10 protein-coding genes are annotated in these 14,205 nt (G+C 54.1%); 4 read left to right on the forward strand and 6 right to left on the reverse strand.

Annotation, left to right across the window (positions count from 1 at the left end; translation table 11 throughout):
- Nucleotides 1-7 precede the first annotated feature (7 nt).
- The 3 genes from B1748_RS22645 to B1748_RS22655 all read right to left on the reverse strand — a co-directional run bounded on the left by B1748_RS22645 (nt 8) and on the right by B1748_RS22655 (nt 5,673).
- Entirely contained in the window at nt 8-931 is a 924-nt protein-coding gene (locus tag B1748_RS22645; RefSeq protein WP_246608708.1) for an ABC transporter permease subunit, read from the reverse strand.
- A 269-nt stretch (nt 932-1,200) separates the two neighbouring features.
- Nucleotides 1,201-3,543, reverse strand: coding sequence for a helix-turn-helix domain-containing protein (locus B1748_RS22650; protein WP_087570223.1), 2,343 nt, complete (start codon nt 3,541-3,543; stop codon nt 1,201-1,203).
- 42 nt (nt 3,544-3,585) lie between these two features.
- A complete protein-coding gene (locus B1748_RS22655) occupies nt 3,586-5,673 on the reverse strand; it encodes a right-handed parallel beta-helix repeat-containing protein (RefSeq protein ID WP_087570224.1) in 2,088 nt (695 codons plus the stop codon).
- A gap of 344 nt (nt 5,674-6,017) precedes the next feature.
- Between B1748_RS22655 and B1748_RS36980 the strand changes: the two genes are divergently transcribed.
- Nucleotides 6,018-6,176, forward strand: a complete 159-nt coding sequence (locus B1748_RS36980; protein ID WP_179215746.1) for a hypothetical protein — start codon at nt 6,018-6,020, stop codon at nt 6,174-6,176.
- Here B1748_RS36980 and B1748_RS22660 read toward each other — a convergent pair.
- Both B1748_RS22660 and B1748_RS22665 read right to left on the reverse strand, forming a co-directional pair.
- A complete protein-coding gene (locus B1748_RS22660; RefSeq protein WP_087570225.1) occupies nt 6,130-6,519 on the reverse strand; it encodes a helix-turn-helix domain-containing protein in 390 nt (129 codons plus the stop codon). The genes B1748_RS36980 and B1748_RS22660 overlap by 47 nt on opposite strands.
- 134 nt (nt 6,520-6,653) lie before the next feature.
- Nucleotides 6,654-7,376, reverse strand: coding sequence for a MerR family transcriptional regulator (locus B1748_RS22665; protein ID WP_087570226.1), 723 nt, complete (start codon nt 7,374-7,376; stop codon nt 6,654-6,656).
- Nucleotides 7,377-7,553: 177 nt separating this feature from the next.
- Between B1748_RS22665 and uvrA the strand changes: the two genes are divergently transcribed.
- Nucleotides 7,554-10,055: an excinuclease ABC subunit UvrA gene (gene uvrA, locus B1748_RS22670; RefSeq protein ID WP_087570227.1), complete on the forward strand. Its 2,502-nt coding sequence runs from the start codon at nt 7,554-7,556 to the stop codon at nt 10,053-10,055.
- A 15-nt stretch (nt 10,056-10,070) separates the two neighbouring features.
- On the opposite strand, the gene B1748_RS22675 is transcribed toward uvrA, so the two are convergent.
- Nucleotides 10,071-10,769, reverse strand: coding sequence for a FadR/GntR family transcriptional regulator (locus B1748_RS22675; protein ID WP_087570228.1), 699 nt, complete (start codon nt 10,767-10,769; stop codon nt 10,071-10,073).
- A 150-nt stretch (nt 10,770-10,919) separates the two neighbouring features.
- Between B1748_RS22675 and B1748_RS22680 the strand changes: the two genes are divergently transcribed.
- Both B1748_RS22680 and B1748_RS22685 read left to right on the forward strand, forming a co-directional pair.
- The gene (locus B1748_RS22680) at nt 10,920-12,332 is read left to right on the forward strand and encodes an FAD-binding oxidoreductase (RefSeq protein ID WP_087570229.1); all 1,413 of its coding nucleotides are present in this window, start codon (nt 10,920-10,922) and stop codon (nt 12,330-12,332) included.
- A complete protein-coding gene (locus B1748_RS22685; protein WP_087570230.1) occupies nt 12,325-13,695 on the forward strand; it encodes a (Fe-S)-binding protein in 1,371 nt (456 codons plus the stop codon). Before B1748_RS22680 ends, B1748_RS22685 begins: the two co-directional genes overlap by 8 nt.
- Nucleotides 13,696-14,205 lie beyond the last annotated feature (510 nt).

Here is a 14,205-nt window from a genome sequence, read left to right on the forward strand (position 1 = left end):
TCCTTTCTTAGAATAGTGCGCTGTCCCGGTCGATCCGGCGCACGATGAAGTTGGCCGTGATGACGGTAACGAATCCGACAACCGATTGCAGGAAGCCGACGGCTGCCGCGGAGTTGATGTCTCCGAGCTTCGTGAGCGCCCGATAGACGTAGGTGTCGATAATATCCGTAGTCGGGAAGTTCGGCCCGACGTTGTTCGGCACGAAGTAATGCAAGCCAAAGTCGCCTCTAAAGATGTTGCCGAGCCCCAGGATAAACAAAATAATGATAAGCGGCTTTAGAAGCGGCAGGGTGATGCGCCACATCATCTGAATGCGGGAAGCGCCGTCAAGCCTCGCGGCTTCGTAATATTCGGTGCTGATGCCGGTAATGCCGGCATAATACACGAGAGTCGAAAAGCCGATTCCCTTCCATAAGGCGACGATCGGCAGGATAAATATCCATGGCGTCGTCTCCAGATACCACTTGTGCGGATCCATCCCGAACCAGGCAAGCATGGTGTTGAGGTAACCCGCCTTATGATCGAGGAATGCGGAGGTAATATATCCGACGAGTACGAACGAGATGAAGTAGGGCAGAAACAACGCAGTTTGATAAATTTTGACGAGCTTCCCGTGCAACTCGTTCAGCAGCAAAGCAAGCAGCAAGGCGGCAACGGTTCCGAGAATGATATACGTCACGTTATACAGCAAGGTGTTGCGAATAATGCGGAAGGCGTCCTGGGCTTTGAACAGAAACTCGAAGTTGTCGAGTCCGACCCACTTGCTTCCAAAGATGCCTTGGTCGTACCTGAAGTACTTGAAGGCGAGAATGAGTCCGACCATCGGGATATACGCGATTACGAGCTTATATAGAATGCCCGGCAAGGAGAGTGCTAGCAGCTCCCGATTTTTGATTATCAGCTTCCATTCCTTGTACAGCCGGTTGGCCACTTTAGGATCTCCTCCGTCCTTTGTATCGATTGGTGTGCGGCGTCGTCGCTGAAGCCATCTTGCCACGGGAAGAGCCAGGCTGAATAGAATAGAGTTTGCGAATAGCTGTATTGCCGAAGTGTACATTTTTCGATTCTCTGCAATTCCGCAGGAAATACAATGACGGCGCGGATACAAGAGACTTTATGACAGCAAAAAAAAGACCTTCCGCGGCCGATTGCCGGCCGGGAAGGTCCGAGTTGCAGGAGTTGCTTCGTTATCGCTTGCGGTCAGGTTAACGATTTTTTCATCCGGTATTCCTTCGGCGTGGTGCCGACCTTGCCCTTAAAGAGGCGGAAGAAGTAGCTTTGATTCGCGTAGCCGCATTTGTCCATAATTTCCGAGATCGTATAGCTGTCTCCCTCCAAAAGCTTCTGCGCATGGTTAAGACGCACCTCGTTCATGTATTCCGTAATGGACATGTTGTAGCTTTCCTTAAACAGCTTGCCGATATAGGCGGAAGACAGCTTGACCGTGCTCGCGATAGACTGCTGACTAAGATTGATGTCGGTGAAACGCTGCTCGATCAGCTCTTTTACCGTCTCCAGCATCATCTCGTTGCGCTCCATATTGGCGGGGCGTTGCCCTTCGCAAATTTGGCTGCATACCGAGAGGAGGGAGAGATACATCTCCGTAAGCGTCTCCTTCTCTTGCAGGAGCTGATGCAGGTTCTCCATATCGATCGTAAAGGCGACAATTCGATTGTCATTGATTTCTCCCGCTACGTTTTTCAGTTGGAAAGCCAGGTTGGATACGGCACGAATCATGTCATCGTAATTGTAGCCCGCGATTAGGGTAAACGCCTTCTCCAATTCGCCTCCGGCGTTCGTCAAGTGACCTTTCTTGAGCGCTTCGGTCAGCTTTCGCGTCACACCATCAGGGAGATCGGACTGCTTGCCGGCCAGATTGCCGCGTACATCCTCTGACGAGATGATGGACTTGTGGCCTTTTACGAGCTTGTATTGGCACAAACGCAGCGCCTGCGCATACGCGGAGGAGAGCGAAGGAAACTGCGAGATAGGGTCGCTGATGCCGCAAGTTAGCGACAGCCCGTAATACCGGTCGATTGTATCTTGTACCTCGCGCAGCATGCCTTTGACGCCCTCGATTGCAGCAGCATCTTCTTGCCGCACTTTGGACAAAATGAGTACGAAGTGATCGCCTCGCATCTCTGCCGCCTCGCAAGGGTACGACTTGCCCATGATCTCGGCAGCGATATTGACGATCGCGAAGTTGTAGAGCAGCTTGGACGAGTTGCTGACCTTGCCGTCGTAAGCCGCGAAGTGATCGAACTTCAGCACGCAGACCAGCAGACCGTCCATGGCTTTAATGTTAAGATTATGTTTTTCGATCAGATGCTGCATATCGGCATGGGAGAACAGAAGACTATCGGTAAGAAACCTTCTGACATAATATTTGCTTACGATCTGCCCGGAGCTGATCTCTTTAAGCTGGTCCGACAGCTGCTTCACGTTTTCGCTCATGAGACCAAGCTCGTCGCCGGCTGCCGGCTCGTTTTTCCGATCGGTCGCAGCCAGATAAGGCCTGATTTGCTTAAGCATGTTTTCGATTGGATTATAGAGCTTATAGGATAACCCGATCGATACGGCGATGGCGAACAGCAGGAAGATGCCGGAGATCGCCAGCGATCCGTTGCGCGATTTGGTTACTTCCGCCATAAGCTGCTTATAGTCCTGTATATAGAGAATCGTCCAGGTTCCCAGGCTGTCATCCATATACGTAACCATGCTTTTCCTGTCCGCAACCTCTCCGATGACGAATCCCGATGTCGTTCCGCCCTGCGCTACCTTGTCCGCATGAACGAGTTGCGTCAGCAGGCTCTGATTCTCCGCGCCCGTGTAGCTTGCGCCGGCATCGGATGTCAACAGGGAACCGTCCTCCGTTTGAATATAGACTTCCCCGAGGTCGCGCCCGCTCGTTACGTTCATCTTCTTTAGACTGTCGAATACCCAATCCGACTTAATGAACAGGATAATAGCCGATTGCGTTTCTGAGAACGATTTCAACGAATCGGTGACAATAAATGCGAACGTATCGATCCGGTTTACGCTGCCGTTAAGACTCATGGGAATAAGTCGGTTGGTGGGATGCGGCCGGTCGTTGATCAGCGCTTTCCGAATACGCTCCTTCGTTATGCCCCCGTCAAGCATAAAGTTGACGCTGGTGCCGTACAGCTCTGATTGCGACTTGTTGTAGATGACCATGGAATCCAGGAACGAGGTGCTCTCCATAATATTGGCCATCTGCCTGTGGCCCCTGATGAGATCCATCTTGGGCAATTCCGTGCTGAACATAAGCGGGATCAGGAAGTTGTCGCGGTAAACGAAATTGGAAAGTCTGGAGATCATGTCGTTCATGTAGGCCAGATTATAGCGAATTTGCGACAGCACCTTAAGGTTGGAGTCTTCCTGGATGCGCTTGACGGTTCTCTCCAGCATATAGGTGTTGGTGATCGAAGACACGACCAGAACAAGCACCATCGTCGTCACGATGGACAGCATAACCCGCTGCAAATACTTTTTGGACTTATAGAAGCCGAACACGACTTTCATGGTATTCAAGCCCCCCGAGCATAGGATGAGTAGGTCGTTACATCACACGGGATACGACTGCCTGGGACCGAATTCGCCGAGCGCAATGTCCTGCCAGCCAAGCGAATAGGCCGGAGATTCTGCTTGTAGCCGATAATCGCCGGCGGCTCGGTCGACGAACAGGGGATCGCAGCATAGAGAAGCGGCATCGTAGCTGCCCTCCCTGAGAGTGCGCCATTGCGACCATTCGTAAACGTTCCGTCCCAGTTCGTCGGGACCTTTTGGCGCAAGAGGAAGCTCTCCGGCAATTCGGCAAGGCTCTCCGTTCCGCCAATACAGATTTCGGTCGGCGGAAGCGAACCGTTCGTCGGTGTAATTGACAAAATAATAAAGGTTTCCCGAATTATAAACGATATTGGAAGCGATTTCGATATCTTTATTTTGCTCTCCGGCCATTTCCTGCGAGCCGATGCCCGAGATCGCCATGGGATTATCGACAAGCAGGTTGTTGAAGATGCGATTGCCGATCCCCTTGGAGAAGATCAGCATCCACAGTTTCCCTTTACCTGTGCTGTATAAACCTCGAATGACGTTATTGCAGACGGTAAAGTCGTCTGCCGCATCGTCGAGATAGATGCCGAATCCAAAAGAGAAATGAATGCCGCTGTCATGAAGGTCATTGTTCGTAATGATATTGCCCCGTCCGACGCCCCAAGCCTCGATCATGCCTCCGTCCTGGCTGTCTTCCATCACGCTTGAGATATCGTTGCCCGCAATGAGGTTATCCCGCGTGTGGAGGAAATCCCAGTGATTTTCCCAGGTTACCGTCAAGCCGTATATTTCGGCGGGCATCTCGCCGTACCTCAGCCCTTTCATGGAAATCCCGTATCTCGGCATATGGGAGATGCGATTATGCGCGATCAAGTTATGTCCGCTTTGGTAGAGCAAGATGCCGCAGCCATGGCCGACAAGCTCGCCGCCATGCTCGATGTAATTGTTCGTAATGGCATGATGGCCGTTCCGGTCGGCAGCAGCGGGGCCGGAAAACACACCTTCGCCCGGCGCATATCCGCTAAGGCTGATGCCGATATGCCCAAAGCTTGCAATGATGTTGCCGTCCATTCTGATGCCGGCTGCATCCCTGTCGAGATAGATGCCGCAGCTTCCCGATTGCAGCAGCCTGCAGCGTTCGATCCGTATATTCGCCGCGTTTCTCATATAGATGAGTCCTTCGCGATGCTTATCCCGCTCTACGTTATTCTCCATCATGCGGTATTCCGGGAAAAAATCCGTACATGAAAACGTCAGATCGGAGAAGGTGATCCCCGAGACGGGAAGTTCGGGACTGGAGCCCTGTATTTGCAATATTCGCTTTATTGCCGGCGCAATGATCGTCTGTTCATTGGGATCCGCGCTGCTGTCCGCCGGCCAATAATACACGTATCCCTGGGATTCGTCGATGCAGAATTGGCCCGGTGCCCTCAAAAATGCAAGCGAGCCCTGAATATAAAATCTCGAACCTTCGCCGATCGGCCAGGAAGCGGGACTGCCGAAGGAGAGGTATCGGTTGGCTGCGTCGTAATGAACGGCTGTTCTCGTCTCCGAGAACCAATTCCATTCTCCTTCCCCGGGCCATACAAAGACGGACAAGCGGCAATCGCCCGCGGGGAGCTCCGGAGCTTCGCCTTCTTTTAACGTGATGCCTAGTCTATGATCGTGTAGGGGGGTGGTTGGAGTATCCGTCTCATAATAGCCAACAGACGGCAGGCGTGCTTGAAGGACGCGACGACCATCGGCATACAAAGTTGAAGGGACGTAGCCGAGATCATAGGACGCTCGCCAAATCCCGTCTTCCATCCGCTCCCACCCCGTAACGGCTTTGCCGCCCGTAATGACGACCTCTTCTCCTGGATAAGCGCGGTAAGTGACGGGACACTCCGGAGTGCCGGAATCTCTTTCGTCAAGCGATAACGGTTCTGACCGTTCATAACAACCGCCCCGAATATAAACGGTAACAGGTTTGAGCAGTCCGGCTGCGGTAAGGTTTCGTATTTCTTGCACGGCGCGGTCCAAACTTCCGAACGGCTCTTTCACAGTACCGTTTCCGTCCCGGTCGCTGCCATCCGTCGCCACGTAGATCGTCCTGGTCATCGCGATCTCATACCCCCTTTGATCTGTCTCTTCAACTATAGTTATATATGGGGTAATGGCGGGCTGCAAGAGTATTCCAATAATGTACACTGAATCGGTTTTTTCACAGTAGCTCCCGCCTAGGGCACCATATTAACATTACGATCGAATAGAAGGGGTGGCTAAGGAGTTGCTTATGAGGAGATGGAGAAAATTTGCGATTAAATGTCAAGTTGAGGCTCAATCCGGGGGTATTCGACAAAACTTCTCATCGGATGACAAATGATGTCCGTTTACGAATCCGCCCGACGTTAGTATAATGAACTCGGGTACATACCAATGTTGGGCGGAAAGAGGGTTATGATATGGTAGAAAGCAAAAGTCGCGCAGTCGTGCTCGATGTTTGCGATATCCTCGACCGGCTTGGCATCAGCTGGGAGTCCATCGCGCATCTGATCGAAGTCGGCAAGGAACCCGCTAGTAGCCTGTCCGATCCGAATGTGCAGCTCGCTCAGAACGAATGAAAGCAATGAAACGCTGCGTCTCGTCCGGCGTTAGCTTGCGACCATCTATGGTCAGCTCGTAACGGCTTTCAATTTGATCGTCGGCCAACTCGACGCGGTTTAAAAATTCCGTTATATGATGTGCGGGGTCGGTTGCCACATGCTGCGTACGGCCCATAAGATCGTCAAATGACACTCGGAACAAATTGGCCATCTTCGTCAAAATCTCGAAGTCCGGCTCCCTGCGATCCGTCTCGTAATGGGACAGGGACGCTCTCGTAATGCCCAACAGCCCGGCCAGCGTCTCCTGGTTCATTCCCCTCTTTTTGCGGAGCTCCGCGATTCTCTTTCCGTATCTTGCCATCTGCATTGGCTCCTCCTTAGTCCGCGAGACCCATGTCGTTGCCATTTATTATAGCAGAAAATGATACAAAAGGTATATTATTGTCCTCTTTCTGTCCGCGAAAATAATTTTTGAGTGTCTATATCGCTTTGTCGCTAGCCCTCATCCATTAACCCCGTTGCCAGGCATAATCGATAAAAATAGTGTGCCCCCTTGACTTGATTCCGAAGTCGGTGATCTAAATAATCGCTTGCCTCGCGGGCGATTCGAAGCGCATTTCCGATATGATTATGGTTAAGCTGGACCATGACCTCGCGAATGACGTCCAGCGGGTGATTAGCCGCACGGAGCGTTCGAATAATGGAGATTTGCCGGACATGCATGCCAGTCATGCAGCGATATCCGTTATCCTCGCTGCGAGGAATCTCCAATAATCCTTCCTTCTCCCAATGGCGAATTGCGGTGCTGGGCACGCCTGTAAGCTCCGACGCTTCGCTGATCGTCATTTTGCCGCGCCCGCCTCTCCGGTCGACCTCGGACAAGTCTTCCTTCTCCAACAGTTCAATCGTTCTCTCGGCAATTACTTTGTCCTCGTGAAGCGCTGCCTGGCATTTGTTGATCAGCCACATCGACTCGTGCATACGTTTCTGGATGATAAGCGACATCGCTTGCCTTACCGTATCCATGCCGTAGCCGGGATACATGGCGCGAATGCAAGCGAAGTAGGCGTAATGTTCGTCCGTATAGAGCCGATATCCGCTCGGCGACCGTTCGGGCGGAGGCACGATCCCCCAGCTCTCGTAGTGCCTCAGCGCGCTTGTGCTAATTTGGAGACTTTTGGCGATTTGCAGCGGCTTCCAGATCCTGATTTGTCCCATCAAGCTCACCCTTTCTATTCGCCGTCGTTGAACCTTCATTTAATACCTTAAAGTATTTTGACGGATTGATGGTCAATAAACGGCGTTATTTCATCCATTATACGCTCAAAGCTTCGGACTTGCATGAATGTTGTAGAATGATGGGGTTGGATCAAAATCGGACTGGGAGGCAAAAGAATGAGCGGTATGATTAAGATTAAAGGCGCGCGTGAAAACAATCTGAAAAATGTTTCGTTGTCCATCCCGAAGCATAAGTTGATCGTCGTAACCGGACCTTCCGGCTCGGGCAAATCGACGCTCGCCATGGATACGCTCCAGCGCGAATGCCAACGGCAATATATGGAGTCGATGGGGCTGGTGTCCGATAACGTGGGCAAACCAAAGGTCGAGGGGATTGAGGGCCTCTCGCCATCCATCAGCGTCGGGCAGCATCAGACCAATCGCAACCCGCGTTCTACGATCGGGACGGCTTCCGATATCTACACCCTCATGAGAATCGTATATGCGAAGCTGGGGCAACGACCCTGCCCGAATTGCGGCGAGAACGTCGCCAGCGTCATTGGACAAGCGGAATCGCCAGCGGGGCTATGGGAAGACGACAACGGAGGAGACGATGCCGTGAGCTGTGGCGCCTGCGGTCATTCGCTGGACAGGCTGACGATGTCCCATTTCTCCTTCAATAAGCCGGAAGGAGCCTGCGAGAGCTGCGACGGACTCGGACATGTATCGACGCTTAACATGGAGGCGGTGTTCGATAGCAACAAAAGCTTGCGGGAAGGGGCGGTTTCCATCTGGTTCGATGCCTGGGCCGATTACAATATCGCCACGCTTAAGGCAGCGGCGAAGCATTACGGCATTGCATTCGACGAGAATCAGCGCCTTGCGCTATACGATTCCGCCGCGCTTGATCTTTTGTATTATGGGGTCGAAAGCGAAGCATTCGCTTCCCGCTTTCCCGACAAGAAGGCGCCGAAGACGGTGAGTCAAGGCAAATACGAAGGCGTCGTCACGGGCATATGGCGCCGGTTTAAAGAGAAAGGCGGCGAATCCGGCGAAGCGGCGCTGTTCGAGCAGCGGATTTGCGATAGCTGCCAAGGCGCGAAGCTCAAGAAGGAGAGTCTGCTTGTAAAAGTGAACGGACTGGCCATCCATGAAGCATCCTACGGTGCGCTGGGCAAGACGCTCGCCTGGCTGGAGGAGATGAGGGACGGTCTCTCCGACGACGAAGAGAAGCTCGTCGGAAGTCTGATCCATGACATGATCGTGAGAATCCGGCGGATTATTGAAGCAGGGCTCGGATATATGACGCTCGACCGCCAGATTGTGACGTTGTCCGGAGGAGAAGCGCAGCGGCTGAGGTTGGCTTCCATCATTGGCTCGGGTCTGACCGGCGTTCTGTATATTCTCGACGAGCCGACGGCGGGATTGCATCCCAAGGATACGGGAGGACTTATCGCGGTCATGAAGCAGCTGCGCGACCTTGGCAATACGGTGCTTGTGATCGAGCACGACGAAGAAGTGATGCGGGCAGCCGACCACATTATCGACATCGGTCCGGGAGCGGGCGCATTCGGCGGCAACGTTGTCGGACAAGGCACGCTCGAGGAACTCATGGAACAGCCGAAGTCGGTAACGGGCGCGTATTTCAGGGAGGAACTGGAGAAGGAGGGGGTGCTTTCGAATCGCCGCGAAGGGACGGGGCAATTTTTGACGGTTAGGGAAGCGACGCTTCGGAATTTAAAGCATGTCACGGCTTCTTTTCCGCTGGGGTGCCTGGTAGCGGTAACGGGCGTATCCGGCTCCGGGAAGTCGACGCTAGTGTTCGATCTGCTGGCGGAATCCGGTCCGGACAAACCTGCGCCGTCAGGGTGCAAGGCCATAACAGGCTGGGAGCATGCGGGCTCGCTCATCAAAGTGGATCAATCGCCTCTGTCCCGCATGCAGCGCTCCAATATCGCGACGTACACCGAGGTTTATACGCATCTGCGCAATTGGTACGCAAGCTTTCCCGAGGCAAAGAGAAGGAAACTGACGGCGAAACATTTTTCCTTTAATACGGCGGGCGGCCGCTGCGAGGGATGTCAGGGACTTGGCGTCGTGCCGATCCATATGCATTTCCTGCCGGAGATCGAGGTGCGATGCACGGCATGCAAGGGACGGAGATTCCAGGACGAGGTGCTGGCCGTCACACACGAAGGATACAGTATATCCGATCTGCTGGATCTTTCTATCGAAGAAAGTCTGGCCGTGATTGGCGATCTTGCCAAGATCGGCGATACGCTTAAGCTGCTCTGCGAGGTAGGTCTTGGTTACTTGAAGTGGGGGCAGTCGCTCAGCACCCTGTCTGGGGGAGAAGGGCAGCGCATCAAGCTGGCGAAGCATCTGGGCAAGGGGACGGGCAAGCATGCGGTCTATCTGCTTGACGAGCCGACGACCGGCCTGCATCCTGGCGATGTCCGCAGGCTGATGGTGCTGCTTAACAAGCTGGTGGACGCGGGCAATACGGTTATTGTCGTCGAGCATAATATCGACGTTGTCTGGCAATGCGATTACGTCATCGACATCGGCCCGGAAGGCGGAGCGGCGGGGGGCAGCGTCATGGCGCAAGGAACCCCCGAACAGGTTGCCGCAATCGAAGCTTCCCACACGGGACAGTTCTTAAGAGACCGATTGCACTAATCGTGCCGCGTGCGGCTACAGCCGCTCTCGCAATACGTTCTCGACCTTTGTTAGATGCGTCCCGATTAATCGGGACGCTTCTTCGGCATTTCCGGCGGCGATCGCTTCGTAGATCCCTTCATGTTCCTCCAGCAAGCGGACCGCGGTCGACGTCTCCTGGTAAAACCAAAGCTCCCGCGTCTGTCCGATCGTGCGGCCAAGCCTTTCCGCCAGAGAATCCATTAAGCCGGACAGCAGCGAATTATGCGAAGCGGCAGCAATGGCGGCATGGAAAGCGACATCGGCTTGTTCTCCCGCCGCGGTATCGTCTCTCTCCAGCGCTTCGCGCATCGTGCCGAGGACGGCTTGCAATGCGGCGAGGTCTTCATCCTTGCGATTGCGGGCGGCAAGTGTCGCCGTGCCGGTCTCCAGCACCTTGCGCACCTCCAGCAGTTCCATCATGGAGGCGGCATCCTTAAAGGGATCGGCGCCGTCCTTGCGCTCGCTGGGAAGCTCCTTCTTTACGAAGGTGCCGCCCCCATGGCGAATGTCGAGCCAGCCCATCGCTTTAAGGGCGCTAAGCGCTTCGCGAACGGTCGACCGGCCGACGCCGAACGAAGAGGACAGTTCAACCACGGACGGCAGTTTATCGCCCGGCTTCCATTCTCCCTCGCGAATTTTTGTCAAGAGGATACGGCTGACAATTTCGTGTCCCTTCTCTGTTTCGATTTTCATAATGCGCTACCTCCGTCATCTATTGGCAAGCCGTCGTAATAGCTTTTTGAAATTAGGTCTGTATTTTAATATAAGCATAAGCTATAATGATTGAAAAGTCATCAGATGACCTGATCTATATTACGGATTGGAAAACGGAGGTAGCATTTTATGAATGCCGAACTGATTGAAGGACTGCGCGCCATTGTCGGCGAACGCCACTATCGCAATGATCCCGAGGCGCTGGTCGCCCACTCGTATGACGGAACCCCCATGCTGCAAAGCCTGCCGCAGGGCGTCATCTATCCTGAATCTACGGCGCAGGTATCCGCAATTATGAAGCTGCTGTCCAAACACGGCGTTCCGCTAGTAAGCCGCGGCTCCGGCTCCAACCTGTGCGGAGGGACCGTGCCGGTGGAGGGCGGCATCGTGATGGTCATGCATCGGATGAACCGGATTATCGAGACGGATACCGAGAACTTGACCGTAACGGTACAGCCCGGACTTATTACGGCCGAGCTGATCGCGCATGTGGAGTCGCTCGGACTGTTTTATCCGCCCGATCCCAGCAGCATGCGGATCAGCACGATCGGCGGCAATATCGCGGAATGCTCAGGCGGTTTGCGGGGATTGAAGTACGGCACGACAAAGGATTACGTCATCGGACTGGAAGCGGTACTGGCCAGCGGCGACATTATACGGACCGGCGGCAAGCTGATGAAGGACGTTGCCGGCTATGATCTGACGAAGCTGCTTGTCGGATCTGAGGGGACCCTCGCCATTATAACGGAGGCCACCCTCAAGCTGATCCCGCCGCCTCAGACCAAAAAGACGATGCTGGCCATGTACCGCGATCTGTACGGAGCCGCCCGGACGGTATCGCGCATTATCGAAAATCGTATCATACCGGCTACGCTGGAATTTATGGATAATCCGACGATTCGCGTGGTCGACGACTTTGCGGGCCTCGGTCTTCCCCGCGATATGGAAGCGATTCTGCTTATCGAGCAGGATGGCGATGCTGCATCGGTAGAGAGGGATATTGCGCGCATTCGCGAGATTTGCGCCTTGGAAGCGGCGGATCGCGTGGAGGTGGCCGAAAGCCGGGAGGAAGCGGAGAAGCTGCTGACGGCTCGACGCAGCGCCTTCACGGCGCTCGCGAGGCTTCGTCCGACGACGATTCTCGAGGACGCGACAGTGCCGCGCTCCCGGATCGCGGATATGGTGCTGCGCATTAACGAGATCGCCCGCAAGCATAACGTGACGATCGCTACCTTCGGCCATGCGGGAGACGGCAATCTGCATCCTACTGCGACGACTGACGCGAGAGACACGGAGGAGGTGCACCGGGTCGAAGCGGCTTTTGCGGAAATTTTCGAAGCGGCGATCGAACTGGGAGGCACCATTACAGGCGAACATGGCGTGGGACTCGTAAAGGCGCCATATCTGGAATGGAAGGTAGGAGCGCCCGGCATCGAGGTGATGAAGGGCATCAAGGCGGCCTTTGATCCACAGGGCCTGCTGAATCCTGGCAAGCTATTCGCGAAGGAAACGAGAAAAAGGGTGGTGCTGCAGCATGGCTAACGAAACCGTGATGAAGAAACCGGATATTCGGCATGCCAATCCGCTGGCGCAAACGCTGCTGAACAAGCTCGATTACGACCAGCTCACCAATTGCATGCGCTGCGGGTTCTGCTTGCCGGCATGCCCGACGTTCCGCGAGACGGGACTGGAGCCGGAATCGCCGCGCGGCCGTATCGCCCTGATGAAAGCGGTCGCCGATGGGGTAATGGATCCCGACCAGGTGTTCCAGGATCAGATGAACCATTGCCTGGGCTGCCGGGCTTGCGAGCCTGCTTGCCCCGCGGACGTCAAATACGGACAGCTGATCGAGCAGGCGCGCGACGCGATCGAGGATCACGCGGAGCATGGTTTGCCGGTGCGCGGACTTCGCCGAGTCATGTTTAACGGTGTATTCCCGAATCGCGGCAAGCTTAAGCTGCTGGGAGGAGCTATGAGCTTTTATCAGAAGTCGGGTCTTCGGAAGTTTGCTCGAGGTACGGGCCTGATGAAGATGTTCCCCAAGCATCTCCAGGAGATGGAGGCGATTCTGCCGGATGCATCCTCGAAGGGCGTGGTGGAGCGGCTTGGGACCTTCTACCCCGCCAAGGGAGAAGCGATTGCCCGCGTAGCGTTGTTCCGGGGCTGCATTATGGATGTCATGTTCGCTGGGACGAACGTCAATACGGTAAAGCTGTTGTCGGAGGCGGGCTTCGACGTCGTCATCCCGGAGACGCAGGGATGCTGCGGCGCCTTGCATGCGCATAGCGGAGAGATGGACGGCGCTCGCGAGCTTGCAAGGACGAACGTGCGCGTATTCAAAGAGGCCGGCGTGGACTATATCGCCTCCAATGCGGGAGGCTGCGGCGCGCTTCTGGTGGAATATGATCATCTGCTAGGCGAGGATGTCGACAGCGATGTGCGGGAAGCTGCGCAATGGTTCGCAAAACGAGTCAAGGATGTGAGCCAGCTTGTGGTGGAAAAGGGGAGAATCCCCGCGTTCGCCGAACTTGCTGCGGAAGGCGGGCAAGGCACGGTTACCTACCAGGATTCCTGCCATCTACGCAACGTGATGAAAGGATCTTCCGCGCCGCGCCAGCTCATGCGAAGCGTGGAAGGCGTTTCCTACGTAGAGATGAAGGAAGCCGACCGCTGCTGCGGCTCTGCAGGCATCTACAACGTGACTCAGCCGGAGATGGCTGGCCAGCTCCTGGAGCATAAGATGGAGCATGCTTGCCAGACTGGAGCGAGCTATATGCTGACAAGCAATCCGGGCTGCCTGCTCCAGATGAAGCATGGGATCGAAAAGCACAAGCCGCCTTTCCGCATGGAGGCCATGCATATCGTGGACTACTTGTATGACCGGATACTTCCATCAAAGAAATAAAAAAGCCAGCCGTACCGACGTTTTAATCGGAACGGCTGTTTTTTATATCAATAGTATAAGTTTTCGAGCATTCGAAAACCGAAATTCGATTTGGCGATAAATCCTACCTTATGCTTCCGAAGCGGCTTTGCTTTGCAAAGCTGGAGGTCGCCCATCGCTGAAAGCCTTCGATAGAGGATTTCTAAAATGATTGGAGAGGGAGTGCTGGTGCTGAAGTGCTGGTGCCAGTGTGCGCCCTTGGAAACTTACACAAACGGTACAATAATTGTACGAAAATACACAATTCAGATGAGGGAAGAGCAAGTTATTCGTACATTTGTACATATATACACAAATATTGATTCAAAGAAGTCCCAAACGAAGATAGGAGGCAAGAATTTGTGTATATTCGTACAATTTGTTGTGCAGAGGCTCCATTTGTTTGAGAAATTGCACTAGCGTTGCATTAATGTTCCCATGCTCGCATCGCAACTAAACAACGTGCTGAAATTCACAAAGTTTTTCGTTGCC

Source organism: Paenibacillus sp. MY03 (assembly GCF_002165585.1).
GTDB lineage: Bacteria > Bacillota > Bacilli > Paenibacillales > Paenibacillaceae > Pristimantibacillus > Pristimantibacillus agaridevorans.

What these genes read in the sequence shown, in the direction of transcription:
- B1748_RS22660 (WP_087570225.1), bottom strand. Translation starts at nt 6,519, where the DNA reads ATGGCAAGATACGGAAAGAGAATCGCGGAGCTCCGCAAAAAGAGGGGA.
- B1748_RS22680 (WP_087570229.1), top strand. Translation starts at nt 10,920, where the DNA reads ATGAATGCCGAACTGATTGAAGGACTGCGCGCCATTGTCGGCGAACGC.
- B1748_RS22655 (WP_087570224.1), bottom strand. Translation starts at nt 5,673, where the DNA reads ATGACCAGGACGATCTACGTGGCGACGGATGGCAGCGACCGGGACGGA.
- B1748_RS36980 (WP_179215746.1), top strand. Translation starts at nt 6,018, where the DNA reads ATGGTAGAAAGCAAAAGTCGCGCAGTCGTGCTCGATGTTTGCGATATC.
- B1748_RS22650 (WP_087570223.1), bottom strand. Translation starts at nt 3,543, where the DNA reads ATGAAAGTCGTGTTCGGCTTCTATAAGTCCAAAAAGTATTTGCAGCGG.
- uvrA (WP_087570227.1), top strand. Translation starts at nt 7,554, where the DNA reads ATGAGCGGTATGATTAAGATTAAAGGCGCGCGTGAAAACAATCTGAAA.
- B1748_RS22675 (WP_087570228.1), bottom strand. Translation starts at nt 10,769, where the DNA reads ATGAAAATCGAAACAGAGAAGGGACACGAAATTGTCAGCCGTATCCTC.
- B1748_RS22665 (WP_087570226.1), bottom strand. Translation starts at nt 7,376, where the DNA reads ATGGGACAAATCAGGATCTGGAAGCCGCTGCAAATCGCCAAAAGTCTC.
- B1748_RS22685 (WP_087570230.1), top strand. Translation starts at nt 12,325, where the DNA reads ATGGCTAACGAAACCGTGATGAAGAAACCGGATATTCGGCATGCCAAT.